Annotated in this window: 18 protein-coding genes; 6 read left to right on the plus strand and 12 right to left on the minus strand. The window is 61.5% G+C overall.

Annotated features, from left to right (window positions below; translation table 11 throughout):
* Genes IHQ43_RS00270 through IHQ43_RS00285 form a run of 4 tightly spaced genes read left to right on the plus strand, consistent with a single transcriptional unit; the run spans position 1 to position 3,509 of the window.
* Positions 1 to 1,149 carry an ABC transporter permease gene (locus tag IHQ43_RS00270; protein ID WP_192562977.1) on the plus strand — a complete coding sequence of 383 codons (1,149 nt, stop codon included), beginning with the start codon at positions 1 to 3 and terminating at the stop codon, positions 1,147 to 1,149.
* Positions 1,146 to 1,949 carry an ABC transporter ATP-binding protein gene (locus tag IHQ43_RS00275; RefSeq protein WP_007954063.1) on the plus strand — a complete coding sequence of 268 codons (804 nt, stop codon included), beginning with the start codon at positions 1,146 to 1,148 and terminating at the stop codon, positions 1,947 to 1,949. The genes IHQ43_RS00270 and IHQ43_RS00275 overlap by 4 nt, the downstream gene beginning before the upstream one ends.
* Position 1,950: 1 nt before the next feature.
* A complete protein-coding gene (locus IHQ43_RS00280) occupies positions 1,951 to 2,889 on the plus strand; it encodes an MlaD family protein (protein WP_007954061.1) in 939 nt (312 codons plus the stop codon).
* Positions 2,886 to 3,509 carry an ABC-type transport auxiliary lipoprotein family protein gene (locus IHQ43_RS00285; RefSeq protein ID WP_192562978.1) on the plus strand — a complete coding sequence of 208 codons (624 nt, stop codon included), beginning with the start codon at positions 2,886 to 2,888 and terminating at the stop codon, positions 3,507 to 3,509. The genes IHQ43_RS00280 and IHQ43_RS00285 overlap by 4 nt, the downstream gene beginning before the upstream one ends.
* A gap of 114 nt (positions 3,510 to 3,623) precedes the next feature.
* On the opposite strand, the gene IHQ43_RS00290 is transcribed toward IHQ43_RS00285, so the two are convergent.
* The 5 genes from IHQ43_RS00290 to IHQ43_RS00310 form a co-directional block, all read right to left on the minus strand.
* The gene (locus IHQ43_RS00290) at positions 3,624 to 4,853 is read right to left on the minus strand and encodes a nucleoside recognition domain-containing protein (protein WP_192562979.1); all 1,230 of its coding nucleotides are present in this window, start codon (positions 4,851 to 4,853) and stop codon (positions 3,624 to 3,626) included.
* A 202-nt stretch (positions 4,854 to 5,055) separates the two neighbouring features.
* Positions 5,056 to 6,387 (minus strand): glutamate/aspartate:proton symporter GltP, encoded by a 1,332-nt coding sequence (gene gltP, locus IHQ43_RS00295; protein WP_192562980.1) that lies wholly within the window; start codon positions 6,385 to 6,387, stop codon positions 5,056 to 5,058.
* Between the two features lie 697 nt (positions 6,388 to 7,084).
* A complete protein-coding gene (locus IHQ43_RS00300; RefSeq protein WP_192562981.1) occupies positions 7,085 to 7,549 on the minus strand; it encodes an inhibitor of vertebrate lysozyme family protein in 465 nt (154 codons plus the stop codon).
* A gap of 2 nt (positions 7,550 to 7,551) precedes the next feature.
* A complete protein-coding gene (locus IHQ43_RS00305; RefSeq protein WP_003177151.1) occupies positions 7,552 to 7,716 on the minus strand; it encodes a DUF1328 domain-containing protein in 165 nt (54 codons plus the stop codon).
* 67 nt (positions 7,717 to 7,783) lie between these two features.
* Positions 7,784 to 8,068, minus strand: coding sequence for a hypothetical protein (locus IHQ43_RS00310; RefSeq protein WP_192562982.1), 285 nt, complete (start codon positions 8,066 to 8,068; stop codon positions 7,784 to 7,786).
* A gap of 427 nt (positions 8,069 to 8,495) precedes the next feature.
* Between IHQ43_RS00310 and algB the strand changes: the two genes are divergently transcribed.
* On the plus strand, positions 8,496 to 9,842 hold the full coding sequence (algB, locus tag IHQ43_RS00315; RefSeq protein ID WP_007954049.1) for a sigma-54-dependent response regulator transcription factor AlgB: 1,347 nt from the start codon (positions 8,496 to 8,498) through the stop codon (positions 9,840 to 9,842).
* A 10-nt stretch (positions 9,843 to 9,852) separates the two neighbouring features.
* Complete coding sequence (locus IHQ43_RS00320; RefSeq protein WP_192562983.1) at positions 9,853 to 11,643, plus strand: KinB sensor domain-containing domain; 1,791 nt, start codon at positions 9,853 to 9,855, stop codon at positions 11,641 to 11,643.
* Here IHQ43_RS00320 and IHQ43_RS00325 read toward each other — a convergent pair.
* The 7 genes from IHQ43_RS00325 to IHQ43_RS00355 form a co-directional block, all read right to left on the minus strand.
* The gene (locus IHQ43_RS00325) at positions 11,640 to 13,253 is read right to left on the minus strand and encodes an EAL domain-containing protein (protein WP_170929372.1); all 1,614 of its coding nucleotides are present in this window, start codon (positions 13,251 to 13,253) and stop codon (positions 11,640 to 11,642) included. The two genes, IHQ43_RS00320 and IHQ43_RS00325, sit on opposite strands and share 4 nt — an antisense overlap.
* A gap of 75 nt (positions 13,254 to 13,328) precedes the next feature.
* On the minus strand, positions 13,329 to 14,108 hold the full coding sequence (locus IHQ43_RS00330; protein WP_192562984.1) for an N-acetylmuramoyl-L-alanine amidase: 780 nt from the start codon (positions 14,106 to 14,108) through the stop codon (positions 13,329 to 13,331).
* Positions 14,109 to 14,209: 101 nt separating this feature from the next.
* The gene (locus IHQ43_RS00335; RefSeq protein WP_192562985.1) at positions 14,210 to 16,300 is read right to left on the minus strand and encodes a diguanylate cyclase; all 2,091 of its coding nucleotides are present in this window, start codon (positions 16,298 to 16,300) and stop codon (positions 14,210 to 14,212) included.
* Positions 16,297 to 17,175: an endonuclease/exonuclease/phosphatase family protein gene (locus IHQ43_RS00340; protein WP_192562986.1), complete on the minus strand. Its 879-nt coding sequence runs from the start codon at positions 17,173 to 17,175 to the stop codon at positions 16,297 to 16,299. The genes IHQ43_RS00335 and IHQ43_RS00340 overlap by 4 nt, the downstream gene beginning before the upstream one ends.
* A 14-nt stretch (positions 17,176 to 17,189) precedes the next feature.
* Positions 17,190 to 17,831 (minus strand): thiol:disulfide interchange protein DsbA/DsbL, encoded by a 642-nt coding sequence (locus tag IHQ43_RS00345; protein WP_007954043.1) that lies wholly within the window; start codon positions 17,829 to 17,831, stop codon positions 17,190 to 17,192.
* Between the two features lie 200 nt (positions 17,832 to 18,031).
* Complete coding sequence (locus tag IHQ43_RS00350) at positions 18,032 to 18,643, minus strand: c-type cytochrome (RefSeq protein ID WP_039764863.1); 612 nt, start codon at positions 18,641 to 18,643, stop codon at positions 18,032 to 18,034.
* Between the two features lie 32 nt (positions 18,644 to 18,675).
* Positions 18,676 to 18,981 (minus strand): c-type cytochrome, encoded by a 306-nt coding sequence (locus IHQ43_RS00355; protein WP_085690419.1) that lies wholly within the window; start codon positions 18,979 to 18,981, stop codon positions 18,676 to 18,678.
* Between the last annotated feature and the right edge of the window lie 43 nt (positions 18,982 to 19,024).

Below are 19,024 nucleotides of genomic sequence, written 5' to 3' on the forward strand. Positions count from 1 at the left end.
ATGACCAGCAGCCCAATGACCGGCAGTGCCCGCCTGGACACCTCGATCACCCCTGCCCGCCTGCGGGTGACCGGGGACTGGACGCTTGCCCACTACGCCGACCTCAAGCAACTGAGCGAAACGCTCCACGGCCAGTACGACGCCAACACCCCCATCGATCTCAACGGCCTCGGCGCCCTCGACACCGCCGGCGCGTCGCTGCTCGTCGAACTGCTCGGCTCCGAACGGCTGGGCAAATCCGCCGAACACCCCGACTGCACGATTTCCAGCGCCGACCGCGCCTTGCTGCAAACCGTGTATCGCTCGCTGACCGATTTCTGCGTACCGATCAAGGAACCGGAAATCAGCGTCAGCGTGCAACTGCTGACCCGCATCGGCCGGGCTGTCGACACGGTCTGGCAAGACACTCTGCAACTGCTCGGCTTCGTCGGCCTGATCCTCGAAACCATCGCCCGCAGCCTGTTCCGGCCCAAGCTCTGGCGGATCACACCGATGATTGCGCACATCGAACAGACCGGCCTCGACGCCGCACCCATCGTTGCGTTGCTGACCTTTCTGGTGGGCGCGGTGGTGGCCTTCCTCGGGGCGACGGTGCTGGCCAGTTTCGGCGCCAGCGTGTTCACCGTGGATCTGGTGGGTTTCGCCTTCCTGCGCGAGTTCGGCGTGTTGCTCACGGCGATCCTGATGGCCGGCCGCACCGCCAGTGCCTTTACCGCGCAGATCGGCTCGATGAAGGCCAACGAAGAAATCGACGCGATTCGCACCCTCGGCCTCGACCCCATGGAGTTGCTGGTGGTGCCCCGGGTGCTGGCGCTGCTGGCGGCGCTGCCGATGCTGACGTTTCTGGCGATGATCTGCGGGATCGTCGGCGGCGCGGTGGTCTGCGCGGTGTCGCTGGATATCTCGCCGGCGATGTTCCTGTCGCTGCTGCAAAGCGACATAGGGATTCAACATTTCCTGGTGGGCCTGGTCAAAGCCCCGATCTTTGCGTTCCTGATCGCCGCCATCGGTTGTCTGGAAGGCTTCAAGGTCAGCGGCAGCGCCGAATCGGTCGGTGCCCACACCACCTCAAGCGTGGTGCAGTCGATTTTCGTGGTGATCGTGCTCGATGCGGTCGCTGCGCTGTTTTTCATGGAGATGGGCTGGTGAGTCGTCTACCCCGCGCGCCCTCCGAGGCGGTGATCGAAGTCCGTGGCCTGTGCAATCGCTTCGGCAGCCAGAGCGTGCACGAGAATCTCGACCTCGACTTGTACAAAGGCGAGATCCTGGCCGTGGTCGGCGGCTCCGGCAGCGGCAAATCGGTGTTGCTGCGCAGTATCGTCGGCTTGCGCCGGCCCAGCGAAGGCATGGTCAAGGTGTTTGGCCAGAACCTGCCGAGCTTGCCGGAGCATGAGCGTTCGCTGATCGAGCGGCGCTTTGGCGTGTTGTTCCAGAAAGGCGCGCTGTTCTCGTCGCTGACGGTCACCGAGAACGTCGCCCTGCCCCTGATCGAACACGCCGGCCTGAGCCGCGACGACGCCGAGCATCTGGCGGCGGTGAAGCTGGCGCTGGCCGGGCTGCCGTTGTCGGCGGCGGACAAGTACCCGGCTTCGCTGTCCGGCGGGATGATCAAGCGCGCGGCGCTGGCCCGGGCGCTGGCGCTGGACCCGGACATCCTGTTTCTCGACGAACCCACCGCCGGCCTTGATCCGATTGGCGCGGCGCAGTTCGACCAATTGATTCTGACCCTGCGTGACGCGCTGGGCCTGAGCGTGTTTCTGGTGACCCACGACCTCGACACGCTCTACACCATCACCGACCGCGTCGCGGTACTGGCGCAGAAGAAGGTGCTGGTGGCCGGTCCCATCGACGTGGTCTCGGAAACCGACGACGCGTGGATTCACGAATACTTCCACGGCCCTCGCGGCCGCTCGGCGCTGGACGCCGCCAAACAGCTCAACGAGGTCTGACATGGAAACCCGAGCCCATCATGTATTGATCGGCCTGTTCACGGTGATTGTGGTGGCGGGCGCCCTGCTCTTCGGTCTGTGGCTGGCCAAGTCCAGCGTCGACACCGAGTTCAAGGATTACGAAATCGTCTTCAACGAAGCGGTCAGCGGCCTGTCCCGGGGCAGCCCGGTGCAGTACAGCGGGATCAAGGTCGGCGATGTGGTCAGCCTGCGCCTCGACCCGCAGGACCCGCGCCGGGTGCTGGCGCGGATTCGCTTGGCGGGCGACACGCCGGTCAAGGAAGACACCCAGGCCAAACTGGCCCTGGCCGGGATCACTGGCACGTCGATCATCCAGCTCAGTGGGGGCACGCCCGAGAGCCCGAAACTCAAGGGCCATGACGGGAATCTGCCGACCATCGTCGCCTCGCCCTCGCCGATCTCGCGGCTGCTCAATGACAGCAACGACCTGATGAGCGGGGTCAGCACGCTGCTGAGCAATGCCAATCAGATGTTCTCCGCCGACAACATCGAGCGCGTGAGCAAAACCCTCCAGCATCTGGAACAGACCACCGGCTCGATCAACGATCAGCGCGGCGACCTGCGTCAGGCCATGCAGCAACTGGCGACGGTGGGCAAACAGGCCGGCAGCATGCTCGAACAGACTTCGGCGCTGATGCGTAACGCCAACGGCTTGCTCAACGATCAGGGCAAACAGGCCCTGGGCAGTGCTGAACAGGCGATGAAATCCCTGGAGCAAAGCAGCGCCACCATCAACGGCCTGTTGAGCAAGAATCAGAATTCCCTCGACAGCGGCATGCAGGGCCTCAACGGTCTGGCTCCGGCGATCCGCGAACTGCGTGAAACCCTGAATTCGCTGCGCGCCATTTCCCAACGCCTGGAGGCCAACCCCAGCGGTTACCTGCTGGGCAGTGACAAGAACAAGGAGTTCACGCCATGAAGCTGACTCGCCTCGCCCTTCTCGCCGGCTTCACGCTGATCAGCGCGTGCTCGATCCTGCCCAAGTCCGAACCGCTGGACGTCTATCGCTTGCCGGCGGCACAGGCGCCCGCCTCGGCCAGCTCGGCATCCACGCAGCACTGGTCGCTACGGTTGAACAAATTGCAGGCCAGCGAAGCGCTGAACCGGCCGGGCATCGCGGTGATTCCCCAGGGTGACGTGATCAGCACTTATAAGGCCTCGCGCTGGAGCGATCCGGCGCCGGTGCTGGTGCGTAATCGGTTGCTGGATGGGTTCCAGCGCGATGGCCGGGTATCGCTGCTGAGCACCGATGACAGCAACTTCCAGGCGGATCTGGAACTGGGCGGTAGCTTGCAGGCGTTTCAGACCGAGTATCAGGGCACGCAGGCCAGCGTCGTGGTGCGTGTCGATGCGTTGCTGGTGCGTGGTTATGACCAGCGGATTCTCGCCAGTCGCCGCTTTGAAGAGCGTCAGCCGCTGAGCGATGTGCAGGTCCCGGCGGTGGTGGCCGGGTTTGGACAGGCCAGTGATCGGCTGACCGCGAAGGTCGTGGCGTGGGCCGTCGATCAGGGCCAGAAACTCGCCCCCGCAAAACCCTGATTCACTGCAGCCCCTGCGGGAGCGGGCTTGCCCGCGATGGCGGTGTGCCAGTCACCAGAGATTCTGGATGTGCGGGCCTCTTCGCGGGCAAGCCCGCTCCCACAGGGTTTTCTATCAGCCGAAAAACCAGTAGCACACGCCGATAGCGCCGAGCACACCCGCCAGCTCGGCCAGCAGCGCGCAACCGACGGCATGCCTGGCACGCTGGATGCCTACCGCGCCGAAGTACACCGCCAGCACGTAGAACGTGGTCTCGGTGCTGCCCTGGATTGTCGCCGCCACCAGCGACGGGAAACTGTCGACGCCTGACGTCTTCATGGTTTCAATCAACATCGCCCGGGCGGCGCTGCCGGAGAACGGTTTGACCATCGCCGTCGGTAGCGCATCGACGAAACGCGTGTCCCACCCTGCCCACTCCACCAGATGGCGGATGCCGTCGAGGCCGAAGTCCAGTGCCCCGGAAGCACGCAGCACGCCAATCGCGCAGAGCATCGCCACCAGATACGGCAGCAGGTTCTTGGCAACGTCGAAACCTTCCTTCGCGCCTTCGACGAACGCCTCGTAGACCTTCACTTTGCGCAATGCGCCGATCACCAGAAACAACATGATCAGGCCGAACAGCGTCAGGTTGCCGAGGATCGACGACAGGCCCGCCAGCGCAGTGGCCGACATCGTCGCGAGCAGCGCCATGAAGCCGCCGAGAATCAGCGCGCCGGGAATCAGATAAGCCAGCACCACCGGGTCCCAGACCCGCAGGCGCTGCATGAACGCCACCGACAGGAAGCCGACGATGGTCGAGCAACTGGTGGCCAGCAGGATCGGCAGGAATACGAGCGTCGGGTCTGGCGCGCCTTGCTGGGCGCGGTACATGAAGATCGTCACCGGCAATAGGGTCAGGGATGACGCGTTGAGTACCAGGAACAGGATCTGCGCGTTGCTGGCGATGGTCGAGCTGGGGTTGAGCTCTTGCAGCGCCTTCATGGCCTTGAGGCCGATTGGCGTGGCGGCGTTGTCCAGGCCCAGGCCGTTGGCGGCGAAGTTCAGGGTGATCAGGCCCAGCGCGGGATGTCCTGCTGGAACTTCCGGCATCAGCCGCAGGAACAGCGGCCCGAGCACCTTGGCCAGCCACTCGACGATCCCGGCCTTCTCGGCGATCCGCAGGAAACCCAGCCACAGGGTCAGCGTGCCAAACAGCAGCACCATGACTTCGACCGACAGCTTGGCCATGGCAAAAATGCTTTCCACCATCGCCGCGAAGATCCCGGCGTTGCCGCCGATCAGCCATTGCCCCAGTGCCGAAACGGCTGCCACGATGAAAAAGCCAAGCCACAGGCCATTAAGCATCAGTCAAATCCCCCGGAAGATGCGGCGAATGATAGCGGGGTCGCCAGAAACGACAAACCCCGGATTTCTCCGGGGTTTGTTCCTAAGGCTTGCATCGATCATTGTGGGAGCGAGCTTGCTCGCGAAGGCAGTCTGTCTAACAGCATATTTGTTGAATGTGCCGGCCTCTTCGCGAGCAAGCTCGCTCCCACGAGGTTTTGCATTACTGCTTCGAGATTTCGCCCGCTGGCAGTTTTTCCTTGCTGCGCCAGTGCGGCAGCGAGTTCCAGTAGCGCTGGCCCTTGGCGTCGTCGTACATGCCTTCCCAACGGGCGATGACCAGTACGGCGAGGGCGTTGCCGATCACGTTCAGGGCGGTACGCGCCATGTCCATCACACGGTCGACACCGGCGATGAACGCCAGACCTTCCAGCGGAATACCGACGCTGCCCAGAGTGGCCAGCAGCACCACGAAGGACACGCCCGGTACGCCGGCGATGCCTTTGGAGGTGACCATCAGGGTCAGAACCAGCAGCAGTTGCTGGCTGATCGACAGGTCGATGCCGTACAGCTGGGCAATGAAGATCGCCGCGATGGACTGGTACAGGGTCGAACCGTCGAGGTTGAACGAGTAACCGGTCGGTACCACGAAGCTGCAGATGGCTTTCGGTGCGCCGTAGGCTTCCATCTTCTCGATCACGCGTGGCAGCACGGTTTCCGAGGAAGCGGTGGAGTAAGCCAGGACCAGCTCATCCTTGAAGATGCGCATCAGCTTGATCACCGAGAAACCGAACAGCTTGGCGATCAGGCCCAGAATCACGAAGGCGAAGAAGGCGATGGCGACGTAAACCAGGATCACCAGCTTGGCCAGCGGCAGCAGCGAAGCGAAGCCGAAGTTGGCCACGGTCACCGCGATCAGAGCGAACACACCAATTGGCGCGTAGTTCATGATCATGTGGGTGACTTTGAACATGCTTTCCGAGACGCCCTGGAACATCTTCACCAGCGGCTCGCGCAGATCCGACTGCAGGCTCGACAGACCGAGACCGAACAGCACGGAGAAGAAGATGATCGGCAGCATCTCGCCGCGGGCCATGGCCGCGAAGATGTTCGACGGAATCAGGTTGAGGATGGTCTCGATGAACGCGTGTTCATGCTGCACTTCGGCGGCGGTCGCCTGGTACTTGGAAATGTCCACAGTGCCCAGGGTGCTCATGTCGATGCCGGCACCCGGATGGAACAGGTTGGCCAGCAGCAGGCCGACAACAATGGCGATGGTGGTGACGATTTCGAAGTAGATGATGGTCTTCAGGCCGATGCGCCCGAGCTTCTTGGCGTCGCCCACGCCGGCGATGCCGACGATCAGGGAAGAGATGACGATCGGGATCACGATCATCTTGATCAGACGGATAAAGATATCGCCTGCCGGTTGCAGGACGTTGCTGATCCACCAGGCCTTCTCGGCACTGAAATGGTTGAGCAACGCACCGATTGCAATCCCCAACACCAGACCGATGAGGATCTGCCAGGCGAGGCTAAGCTTTGCCTTCTTCATTATCTTTACCCTTACTTGCGTTTGACTCAGGCACATGCAGGAACTGGAACGCTCTTTAGCGGAAAAGTCTGTGCATCTGCCTCCGTATAAGGTGCCCCGAAGCGCGTGTTTACGGCTCTCCGGCAGGCGAAAAAAGGCGCAACTATTCCGATGCAAGGTTGCGCCGTCTAATGCCGTAAACGCCTACCCTATGCCGAATCGGCATGAGCTTTTTTAAATGAAACTGGCGTCCCAACCGGTTCGAATACGACATTTCGGCAGGCATAAGTGCCGTGAACCGGCCATTACAGCGTAGGTTGGTTATTTTTTGAACGAGTGATTTCGAAGAAAAATTTAGGAAAAAGCCTACGTTCGGAAACTAAATGTCCGACTTACTCGATCGACTCTTTCTCGATATACGGTCGCCACGAAACACCGCGAAATGCTTTCGCACGCAGTGTGAGCGATAAAAAAGACGAGCAGAACGCTCTGGATCAACGTTTTGTCACGTTGAAAGCTCAGCGCAAGTCCGTCGAACCGCTCCGGTTGGCGAACTTGCGTCGCAGCTTTTACCCTGACCCGGCCCTCATCGCAGGCACTCCCTGTACCCGTAGGTCACTCCGACCCTGCAACAGTCAGAACGTCCCGGCCCCCTGGTCATGCACCGGCCTTCCTCGGGCGGGCGCAATGGAGGACAGCCTTTCAGCTGCCCTCATGTTCAATACCAGTTCGGATCTTTTTTCAGCGTTTCCATCAACAGATCCTGCATGCCCTGGTCGGGCTTGCCGAGGAAGCGGTAGGTGGCATGTCGCGTTGGCGACTTGTCGGCCGGCAGTCCTTCGGGCACATCGACCAGCATGGCGTAAGCGTGTTTCTTGTCGAAGCTGAAGGCGACAATCAGACGGTGGTTGAGGCACTTGTCCTGCGATTCACAGAGCGGCCCCACCAGATACTGATCGCCATCTTCGGTCACGGCATTCATCTGTTGGTCCGGCGCGCCGGAGAGGTTCATCACCCATTCCGGCAGGCGTTCTTCCTTCTTCACCACGCCTTCCCAGGTTTCCCTGTATTGCGGGTCGGAACTCAACAGTTCGTTGACCCGCGTCTGGCCGTCATTGGCCGCCATCGCCATGGCACTGCCGCCCAGAAGCAGGGCGGCTGCCAGTGTCTTTAAGCCCTTCATGTTCAACCTCGACCGCGACGGCCAAAGAAGAAGGAAGCGATGAACATCACCAGGAACACGACAAAGAGAATCTTGGCGATACCCGTGGCGGTGCCCGCGATACCACCGAAGCCCAGTACTGCAGCGATGATGGCAATGATCAGGAATGTAATTGCCCAGCTCAACATGGTGATTCTCCTTGCTTCTATTTAGGGGTGTTGCCGGTCTCGGCGCGGGGGCGCCCAGATTCGTTGATCAGAAAACCCAGCGTTCCTCACGGGGCATGTCGCCCAGTGGCTGTGGCTGGTCGACGTCCATCATGCGCATCGCGCCGTTGTCGGCCTGGCTGCTGCTGACAGCGCTGAAGTGCGTCTGCGTCGCGTGTTGCATCGAAATCAAAGGCTCAGGTCGCTGATTCTGTTCCCAGCGCAGGTACTGCTGGCAGGCGATCAGCGTGATCAACAGCGCAAGTGCGCCAAACAGGGCCTGCTGCAAGTGCAGTGGCGAGATACGCATTTGGGCGGCACGTGGGCGAGTCATCCTGGGTTCCTCACTCTTATTCGGTTGGGGCAGTGCATTTCTGCCCGGGCTGAGAGAGGTATTGCAGCCTGCATGCCAGCTTTTTTGTTTGAAAAAATCCAATAAAATCAGCTAGTTACAGGTCGTGTGAAAATTCATGACGACGCATCCTGCACGATGGCCCGCGCAGGGTCGTGCGTAATGCACGATTATTTCGTAGGAGAAATCATTCTTTTTGAATTGAGAGCAGGGTGTGGATGTCAGAAAGGAAGGCAGGAAACCGCCTCAAAACAGCGTGATGTTTAAAAAATCAACAAAATCAGTGGATTAGCCGTGAGGGCAGGAGAGAGCTACCCTGCTATGACTGGAATGGATCAGAATCAACCATGCAACTTGCCCGATTTTTCCGGGACTAACCCAAGACATTCACTTATGGAGCGTAGGAAAAATGGAATCAGCCACTGAGCACCAAGGCCGCATTCTGCTGGTGGACGATGAATCCGCCATCCTGCGAACCTTCCGTTATTGCCTGGAAGACGAAGGTTATACCGTCGCCACCGCCAACAGCGCGGCCCAGGCAGACGCGCTGCTGCAACGTCAGGTGTTCGACCTGTGCTTCCTCGATTTGCGCCTGGGCGAAGACAACGGCCTCGATGTATTGGCGCAGATGCGCATTCAGGCGCCGTGGATGCGGGTGGTGATCGTCACCGCCCATTCGGCCGTCGACACCGCGGTGGATGCTATTCAGGCCGGCGCCGCCGATTATCTGGTCAAGCCGTGCAGCCCCGATCAATTGCGCCTGGCGACCGCCAAGCAACTGGAAGTACGCCAGCTTTCAGCGCGTCTGGAAGCCCTCGAAGGCGAGATCCGCAAACCCAAGGACGGCCTCGATTCCCACAGCCCGGCGATGAAAGTCGTACTGGAAACCGCGCGGCAAGTGGCGGGCACCGATGCCAACATTCTGATCCTCGGCGAGTCCGGCACCGGTAAAGGTGAACTGGCTCGAGCCATTCACGGCTGGAGCAAGCGCGAGAAGAAGTCCTGCGTCACCATCAATTGCCCGTCGCTGACTGCCGAACTGATGGAGAGCGAGCTGTTCGGTCACAGTCGTGGCGCGTTTACCGGGGCTAGCGAGAGCACGCTGGGCCGTGTTAACCAAGCCGATGGCGGTACGCTGTTTCTCGACGAGATCGGCGATTTTCCCCTGACATTGCAACCAAAGTTGCTGCGTTTTATTCAGGACAAGGAATACGAACGGGTAGGGGATCCGGTCACCCGTCGCGCCGATGTGCGCATTCTCGCCGCCACCAACCTCAACCTTGAAGACATGGTGCGTGACGGACGTTTCCGCGAAGATCTGCTCTATCGCCTGAACGTCATCACCCTGCATTTGCCGCCGCTGCGCGAGCGGGCGGAAGACATCCTGACCCTGGCTGACCGTTTCCTCGCCCGGTTTGTGAAGGAATACGCGCGCCCGGCCCGGGGTTTCAGCGACGAAGCTCGCGAAGCACTGTTGGGCTACCGCTGGCCCGGCAACATTCGCGAGCTGCGCAACGTGGTCGAGCGGGCCAGCATCATTTGCCCGCAGGAACGAGTGGAAATCAGCCACCTCGGCATGGCCGAACAACCGGCCAACAACGCGCCACGGGTCGGCGCGGCGCTGAGCCTCGACGAGCTGGAGAAGGCCCACATCGGCGCGGTACTGGCGACCGCCGGGACCCTCGATCAGGCCGCCAAGACCCTGGGGATCGACGCCTCGACCCTGTATCGCAAGCGCAAGCAGTACAACCTGTGAGCATCCGCCGATGAAACTGGCGATGAAGTTGCGGACCCGCTTGTTCCTGAGCATTTCCGCGCTGATCACCGTCGCCCTGCTCGGGCTGATGCTCGGGCTGGTCAGCGTGATGCAGATGGCCGGTACTCAGGAGGCGCTGATTCGCAACAACTTCGTCACCCTGGATCTTGGGCTCAAGTTGCGGCAGACCCTGGGCGATCAGCTGATCATGATGCTCGCCGAGAAGCCCGACCCCGTGGCGTTCGAAGCATCCAAACAACGTTATTTTGAATTGCTCGACGAGGGCATCGCCCAGGAGCAGAAAAACGACAATCGCCAATACGGGTTCAGTCAGGCAAAAAGCGATTACCTGACTTTCCTCGAGGCGTTCGACGTGTCCCGCGATCCGGGCGCCGCCCTGAGTGGCGGTGGCGACTTGCGCGAGCGATTCAACACCCTGCGTAACGGTTTGATCTCAGAGCACAAGCACGCGCTGGATAACATCAACGCTGTCCAGCACGCCGCCCGTGACCGTGCGCTGCTGATTTCCGGTCTGCTCGGGCTGGTGGGGCTGGCGGTGCTGATCATCGGTTTCATCACTGCCCAAGGCATTGCCCGGCGTTTTGGTGCGCCGATCGAAGCGCTGGCTAAAGCCGCAGACAATATCGGCCAGGGTAATTTTGAAGTGACCCTGCCGGTGTCCTCGGCCATGGAAATCAACCTGTTGACCCGCCGCTTCGGGCTGATGGCCGAAGCCCTGCGCGAACATCAGGCGACCAACGTCGATGAATTGCTCGCCGGCCAGCAGCGCCTGCAAGCGGTACTCGACAGCATCGATGACGGCTTGTTGATGATCGATCGCCAGGGGCATCTGGAGCACTTGAACCCGGTGGCCCAGCGACAATTGGGCTGGGACAGCGATCGTTTCGGCGAGGGCCTGGGCACGGCGCTTCAACGACCGGAACTGGATGCACAACTGCAATTGGTGTTGCGCGGCGGCACCCTTGAACGGGCGCCGGAAGACTTGAGCATCGAGATCGATGGCGAATCGCGCCTGCTGACCTACAGCCTGACGCCGGTCAGCCACACCCAGGGGCATATTCTTGGCGCCGTGATGGTCTTGCATGACGTCACCGAACAACGCGCCTTCGAGCGGGTGCGCAGCGAGTTCGTGTTGCGTGCGTCCCACGAATTGCGTACACCGGTCACGGGCATGCACATGGCGTTCGGACTGTTCCGCGAACGGGCGAAGTTTCCGGCAGAGTCCCGTGAGTCCGACTTGCTCGACACGGTTAACGAAGAAATGCAGCGCCTGATGCAGTTGATCAACGATCTGCTGAACTTCTCGCGTTATCAGAGCGGTTTGCAGAAGCTCACGCTGGCGCCGTGTTCCATCGAGGACCTGCTGGAACAGGCGCGCTTGCGTTTCGCCGATTCGGCGGCCCAGAAGGGCGTTACCCTGCAGGTCGAAGCGCAGGGCCCGCTGCCGCGTTTGCAGGCGGATCAGGCGCAGCTCGATCGAGTCCTCGACAACCTGATCGACAACGCCTTGCGCCACACGGCGCGCGACGGGCTGATCCGCTTGCAGGCCCGACGCCATGGCGAGCGGGTGATCATCAGTGTCGAAGACAACGGCGAAGGGATTGCCTACGGTCAGCAAGGGCGGATCTTCGAACCCTTCGTCCAGGTCGGCAGGAAAAAGGGCGGGGCCGGGCTGGGTCTGGCGCTGTGCAAGGAAATCGTCCAGCTGCACGGCGGGCGGATGGGTGTTTACTCGCGGCCGGGGCAGGGCACGCAGTTCTACATGGCGCTGGCAGTCTAGGCTTCGTCATCGATCCGGCGGCCAGCGAGTCGCCGTCCACGGGTGATCAGCTCGATGAACTGCACTGCGCTGAGGGCATGGGCGAACAACCAGCCCTGACCGAACTTCACGCCCTCGCTGCTCAGCAGCTCGGCCTGGGATTCATATTCGATCCCTTCGGCGATCACCTTCAGGTCCAGCGCCTGAGCCATGTGAATGATGTGCGGCGCGACACCGCTGCTGGCAGCGTCATGGCCGAGGGCGTCGATGAACGCCTTGTCGATCTTCAGGCAGTCTACCGGCAGGGTTTGAAGGTAGGCGAGGCTGCAATAGCCGGTGCCGAAATCGTCGATCAGCACCTGATGGCCGACATCCCGAAGCGCCTGCAGGTTTTCCCGGGCCACCACCACATCGATCAGGCCGCGTTCGGTCACCTCGAACGCAATCTGCCGCGCCGCCACCCGGTGCAGGGTCAGCAGCCGCGCCATGACCTGACCGATGCGCGGCACCATCACGTCGCAAGCTGCCAGGTTCACCGAGATATAAAGCTGCGGATTGGCCCGAAGTAACTGGCCCAACTGCTCGAGCAAGCGTTGCAGGACGAAATCGGTCATCTGGCGAATCTGCCCGGTGTTCTCGGCCATCGGGATGAACAGGTCGGGGCTGGTCAGCGTGCCGTCCGGTCGGCGCCAGCGCAGCAGGGCTTCGGCACCGACGCAGTTGCGGCTGTCGAGATCGAAGATCGGTTGATAGAGCACCTGCAACTCGCCCCGACGGATCGCGCCATGCAACTCGGCGTCCAGCGACTGGCGCTGGCGCACGATCCAGAACACCAGAACGCCCACCAGCGCACCGAGTACCAGACAGAACGGCACCATCCACCACCAGAGTTCCGGAATGTGCATGCCCGAACGCGGGCTGATCAGCACCAGTTGGTATTCCGGGTTGTCGGTGGGCATGCGGTAGATCAGGTGTGACTGGGTGACTTGCAGCGCATCCGGGGTTTTCGGCGGCCAGGGTTCGGTGGGTGGCCAGGCCTGCGGAACGCCGAGTACCGGAATCGCCCGGGTCCCGTGATCCAGCACCACCAGCAGGCTGCTCCCGGGCGACAAGTCGACCATATCGGTCAAATGCCCGCGTGATGTGGCTACGCGAAAGTTGCCGCGCCCGAGCATCAGCGCCGCGCGGTTTTCATCCGGTTCGGTGGTGGTGTTCAGCCAGTAGCTGTAGGTCGGGCCCTTGATGTCGGGAGGACGGATCACCGACAGGCCTTCCTGACGCGGGCGGTTGGAACAGATCCGCGTGGCGTCCATGTAGGCCGCTTCATAGACGAAGCGATAGTTGAACGTCACTTGCTGCAACGTAGCGATCATCTCGTCGTCACAGCTGCGCAAGGGCTGGGCTTCGAGGTCGTCGAGGCTTTCGCGCAGTTGGCCGAACAGTTGCTCCAGACGCGCCAGGAACCGCTCGCCCTGAGCGTTCATTTCCTGGCTTTCGCTTTGTTCGACCTGGCGCATGGCCACGAACAGCCCGCCGGTGATCAGCAGGCTCGCACTGAGGACAGCCGCGATCATCGCCAGAAACCAGGGGCGATAAAACCAGCTACGCAACGTCTCTCGGGTAGCAACCATCATGGATATCCGAAGAATTACCAATGAGTTATAGCTGCTGATTGCGATTTCGCCCTGACCGTCGGGCGGGCGTCATTATTTTGTCTGATTCAGCACCAGCAGCAACGCTGCCGTTTGCGCATCCGGCGTGCCGTCGAAGCGCGTAGGGCGGTAGTGCATCTGGAAGGCCGCGAGCACATGCCGGGTCGCCACATCCAGCTCGCCGGTCTGCGGCGTCGAGTAGCCCAGACGCGCCAGTTGGCTCTGGAACCATGTAATGCTCGGCAGCTCGGCGTCGAACTGCGCCTGTTGGCGTGCCACGGCTTGTTCGTTGGGCCAGAGCCCCAGCCCTTCGGCCGCCAGGCGTTTCCAGGGGAACAGCGGGCCCGGGTCGAGTTTGCGCAGCGGGGCGATGTCGCTATGGCCGATGATGTGGCGCGGACTGATGCCCTGGCGTTTGCTGATGTCCTTGAGCAGGACGATCAGCGACTGCACCTGTGCTTCGCTATAGGGATACCAGAGGCGACCGGTCGGTGTGTCCTTGAAGCCCGGATTGACGATTTCGATGCCGATCGAGCTGGAGTTGAGCCAGGTACGACCTTGCCATTCGCTTTCGCCGGCGTGCCAGGCACGCAGGTTTTCGTCCATCAGCTTGTAGATGGTGGCGTTCTTGTCGTCGCCGATCAGGTAATGGCTGCTGACTTCGCCACGGGTCAGCAACTGCAGTGAGCGTTCGAGCGAGGCGGAGGTGTAGTGCACGATCACGAACTGCACGCGACTGTCGTGATTGACCGAAGGATGGCTGGTGTCAAAACGCGGGCCGCTGGCACAACCGGCCAGTAACAGTAGCGACGCGAGGAAGGTAAAAAATTTCATGGCAGAGGGCAGTACACGCAAGACGATAATGCAACAGTGTAACGTATCGCCTTGCGCTTCGACGCTTAAAGGGCTGATTTAAACAATATGGAACAATTGCCTCAGCCCAGCTCCACCCGGTTACGTCCTGCGTTTTTTGCCCGGTAAAGCGCCTGATCGGCTCTTTTGAGCACCAGATCGCTATGTTCTCCCGGCCGGAACGCCGCCAGTCCCATGGATACGGTGATCGTGACGCGCTCGCCCTTGAAGTGAAACGGGCAGGCTTCGATGGAAGCGCGCAGGGTTTCCAGGAGTTTGGCGCCGACGGCCGGCGGAGTGGCCGGCAGCAGCAATACGAATTCCTCTCCACCAAATCGGGCGATGAAATCGCTGCCCCGCAGGCGCTTGCGCAGCACCGTTGCGATGATCTTCAACACTTTGTCGCCGGCCAGGTGGCCGTAGTTGTCGTTGATTCGTTTGAAGTGATCGAGGTCGAGCATGGCCAGGCTCAGGGTATTGCCGTGCTGCTGCCATTGGGCGATTTCATGTTCGAGCCGTTCGGTCCAGGCGGCGCGGTTGGGCAGGCCGGTGAGCGGATCGATCAGGGCTTTCTGGCGCTGTTCTTCAAGGTGTTCACGATAGCCCAGCGCTTCCTGCTCCATGTGCGCGACGCGCTCGGCCAGGCTTTTCAGGCGTCCGGCGACTTCCTGCTCCCGGGCGTCACGCTGTTTCTGATGCTGATCCATCGTGCCGAGCAGACCTTCGAGGTGGTTTTCCAGCACCTGCTTCAGATCGTCCAGATCGGCCGCTTCCTGCACGCTGTTCTGCAAGCCGTCGACCTGTTCGCGGATCTGCGTGTCCATCGCCCGCGCCGCGGAGCTGTTGTCGGCGTGGCCTTCGCTGGCAGCCTGCAAGTTGCTCTGGAAGGCTTCGAGGCGTTCATTGAGTTGCTGCAAATAAGCTTCGAATTCGTGCTGGCCGCTGTCGGTGATGGCCAGCATCAAGGTCGCCAGATCGTCGAGGATCGGCAGCAGTTCGTACCAGTTCAGCCCATTTTTGAGCCGGTCGCGCATGGCTTCTGCTTGCGGGCGATGGCGCTCCGGCAAGGTCAGGTCATCCAGCAACCCGATCAGCGTGTCTTCGATGTGTTTGGCGACCGAGCTGTAGGACGGCTCCGGCGAGTCCGGCAGGGCGTAGAGAATGTCGTGTTCGGATTGCTCCGGGTCGATGGCGGCCAATGCCTGGGCGATGGGCTCGGGCAGGGGCAGGCTGTCGAGGATCACCGGCGGCGGGGTATCGCCGGGGTGGATCAATTCGTCCGGGTTGATGGCTGTTGGCACAGCCGGCGCGAAAACCGGAGGAGGCGTAAAGGCCTGCGGCTCCGGTTCTGGCTCGGCGGGTTCTGGTTCGCTGGGGGCGGAGGGGGATTCGGTGAGGATTCTGGCCGGCTCGAAGGCCACCACCTCCGGCTCCGCATGATACTCGGGGGTTGGCTCCGGAATTTTCGCGGGTTCGGCCACAGGGGCGGCAACCGGTGCTTGGCTGACGGGCGCAGGGGCGACCGGTTCGGCGCTCGTGACAGGCGCTTCCTGCAAGGGCGCTGTTTCATGCGTGACGGGCGCTTGCTCCGGCTGTGCGGGCGATGCGGCCACGGCAGGCGGGGTCGCCGTCACAGGCGCTTCCTCGTTGTCGCGACTGCCGAACAGACGCTGCAACAACCCTGGCCGTCCCGGTTCCGCCGGCGTCTCCAGCTGGCTCAAGGCCTTGCCCTGCAAGCCGCTGAGTTCGCTGAGCAGCAGCGGCATTTCCCTTGCCTGACTCACCCGGCCGTCCAGCTGCTTGGCGAATTTCTTCAGTGGCTGGGCCACATCCCGGGGTAACGGCAGGGATTGCAGTTGAGTGACCAGCGCAGTCAGCGCAGTGCTGACCTGTTCGATCCGGGTTTCCCGGCGCTGCTCGGAATCGAGCACGGCTTTTTCCAGGCGCGGCAGAAGGGCGGCGAGGCCGGCGTCCATGTCATCGGTGCGCACCACGTCGCGCATCTCTTTCATGCACTGATCGACCACGCGGTCGGTGCCCTCCGCTGCGAGGGTGCTGCGCACCAGCCCTCGGCGCAGCAGGTCGAGCCGGGCGTCCCATCGACGTTCGAGCTTTTCCTGTTGTTCGATGCTTTTGAGGTATTTCTCTTTCCAGCGCTGGGCTTCGTCGCTCATTCAGGGGTTCCGCGAAGGGCAGTGCTCAACGCGGGCAATGCATCGGCCGTGAGCGAACCCGGCAGACGAATCTCTACCGCGACCGGCAGGTGATCGGAAATCGGTTGTGCCAGCACTTCGACCTTTTCCAGAGTCAGGGTCGGGCTGAGCAGAATATGGTCCAGACAGCGCTGGGGGCGCCAGCTGGGAAATGTCGCTTCGAGTTGCGGGGCCAGCAGGCCGAGGTCGCGCAACGGCGAATGTTGCAGCAGATCGCTGGCGTGGGTGTTCATGTCGCCCATCAGCACCTGATGCTTGTAGCCGCCGATCAGTTCGCGGATGTAGGCCAGCTGCATGCTGCGCACCCGGGCGCCGAGCGCCAGGTGCATCATCACCACCACCAGCGCTTCCGGGCCTTCGCCGAAGCGCACCAGAATTGCCCCGCGTCCCTTCGGACCCGGCAGCGGGTGGTCCTCGATCGCCCACGGCCGCAGACGACTGAGCACGCCATTACTGTGCTGGGCCAGTCGGCCAAGGTTGCGATTGAGTTGTTGATACCAGTAGGGGAAGGCGCCGAGCTGGGCCAGGTGTTCGACCTGATTGACGTAGCCCGAACGCAGGCTGCCGCCATCGGCTTCCTGCAGGGCGACCAGATCGAAGTCGCCGAGCAGATTGCCGATCTTTTGCAGATTGCTTGAGCGCCCGGGGTGCGGCAGCAGATGCTGCCAGCTGCGGGTCAGGTAGTGCCGATAGCGCTCGGTGCTGATGCCGACCTGAATATTGAAGCTGAGCAAGCGCAGACGGCTGTCTGCGGGCAGGCCCGTCGATTCCAGGTGATGCTCGTTGACCTGCGGTTCATGCAGGCCAACGAGACGTTCGGTTCCCCAGCGGCGCATGGCGATTGCCGCGCTTAGTTGGCGGCTGCCTTGTTGGTCGCTCGCTCTTTGGCCACCAGTTGGTCAGCCAGCTTCAGCGCCTGTTCGGCGCCGCCGGCAGAGCCGATGTCGAAGCGGTATTTACCGTTGACGATCATGGTTGGAACGCCGGAGATTTCATACTTCTTGGCCAGTTCGCGGGCTTTCACGATCTGCCCTTTGATGGCGAACGAGTCGAAGGTCGCCAGGAACTTGTCCTTGTCCACGCCTTGAGTGGCGAGGAAGTCGGCCATGTCGTTCTTGTCGGTCAGTTTCTTGTGTTCTTTCTGGATCGCGTTGAAAACGGCAGCGTGCACGTTGTGCTCGACACCCATGGCTTCCAGGGTCAGGAACATCTGGCCGTGAGCGTCCCACGGGCCACCGAACATCGCAGGGATGCGCACGAAGTTGACGTCGGACGGCAGTTTTTCAACCCATGGATTGATCACCGGCTCGAACGCGTAGCAGTGCGGGCAGCCATACCAGAACAGCTCGACCACTTCGATCTTGCCAGGCACGGCGACCGGTACCGGGTTGCTCAGTTCGACGTAGGGGGCAGCAGGGGCTTCGGCGGCCTGGGCGGTCACGCCGAACAGGCTGGCAGCGACGAGGGCGGCGCTGATGATCAGATTACGCATGCTTTACTCCTGGACAATTTTGGTCGCCTCGCGCGACCTGTTTTCAGACAGATCCTGGCGGGCATGAGTTCTGTAGTGTAACGGCAGCGGCCACAAAAAAGGGCGGCCAAAGCCACCCTTTTTATACTTGCTGCGACGGATTAATCGAGCGTTAACGTGGCAGGCGTTGGCCATCGCACGCAACGCTCGAATCGCGCGTCTTAGTGCAGGCCCTGAATGTAGCTGGAGACTGCCGCGATGTCTTCGTCGCTCAGCTTGCGGGCGATGGTGCGCATGGTCATCGCGTCGCCGTCGTTGTTGCGGCCGGCTTCTTCCTTGCGGAAATCGGTCAGCTGTTTGGCGATGTACTGAGCGTGTTGGCCACCCAGATGCGGGAAACCGGCGGCTGCGTTGCCGGCGCCGTTCGGCGAGTGGCAACCGGTGCAGGCTGGCAGGCCTTTCTCGAGGTTGCCGCCACGGAACAGGGCTTCACCGCGAGCGACGATCTTCGGATCGGCGGCGCCGACGCTGCCTTTCTGGCTGGCGAAGTAAGCGGCGATGTCGGCCAGGTCCTGATCGCTCAGGTTGGTCAGCAGGCCGGTCATTTCCAGAACGGTGCGCTTGCCCGACTTGATGTCGTGCAATTGCTTGGTCAGGTAGCGTTCACCCTGTCCGGCCAGCTTTGGAAAGTTTGGCGCCATGCTGTTGCCATCCGGGCCATGGCAGGCGCCGCATACGGCGGCTTTTGCCTGGCCTGCGGCTGCATCACCGGCAGCATGGGCGAAGCCTGAGATTCCCACGGTCAACAGCAGACTCACGATCAGTTTGTTCATCAGCTAATCCAACTACGGCTAAGGGTTAAGAGTTATGGACCGGGCTTACTCTCGCTCATCCAGAGGATGAGGGCCTGGTAATCCTCGGCACTGCAGTCCATGCACAAACCACGCGGCGGCATCGCCTTGAAACCCTGGGTCACGTGTTGCACCAGCGTCTCCATACCTTTCGCCAACCTCGGCGTCCAAGCTTCCTGATCGCCTCTTTTGGGCGCCATGGGTAGTTGGCCGGAATGACAGGCTCCACAAACACGGTTGTACACGGCTTCCGGATCCTGTGTAGCCTGTGCGCTGTAAAGCGGCATCAAGACTCCGGCAGCCAGCAGCCATTTCGTCATAAAACGACCTTTTCAGGGTTGAGAGCGTTCTGCGTTCTAATGC

It is taken from the genome of Pseudomonas gozinkensis (assembly GCF_014863585.1).
Classification (GTDB): domain Bacteria; phylum Pseudomonadota; class Gammaproteobacteria; order Pseudomonadales; family Pseudomonadaceae; genus Aquipseudomonas; species Aquipseudomonas gozinkensis.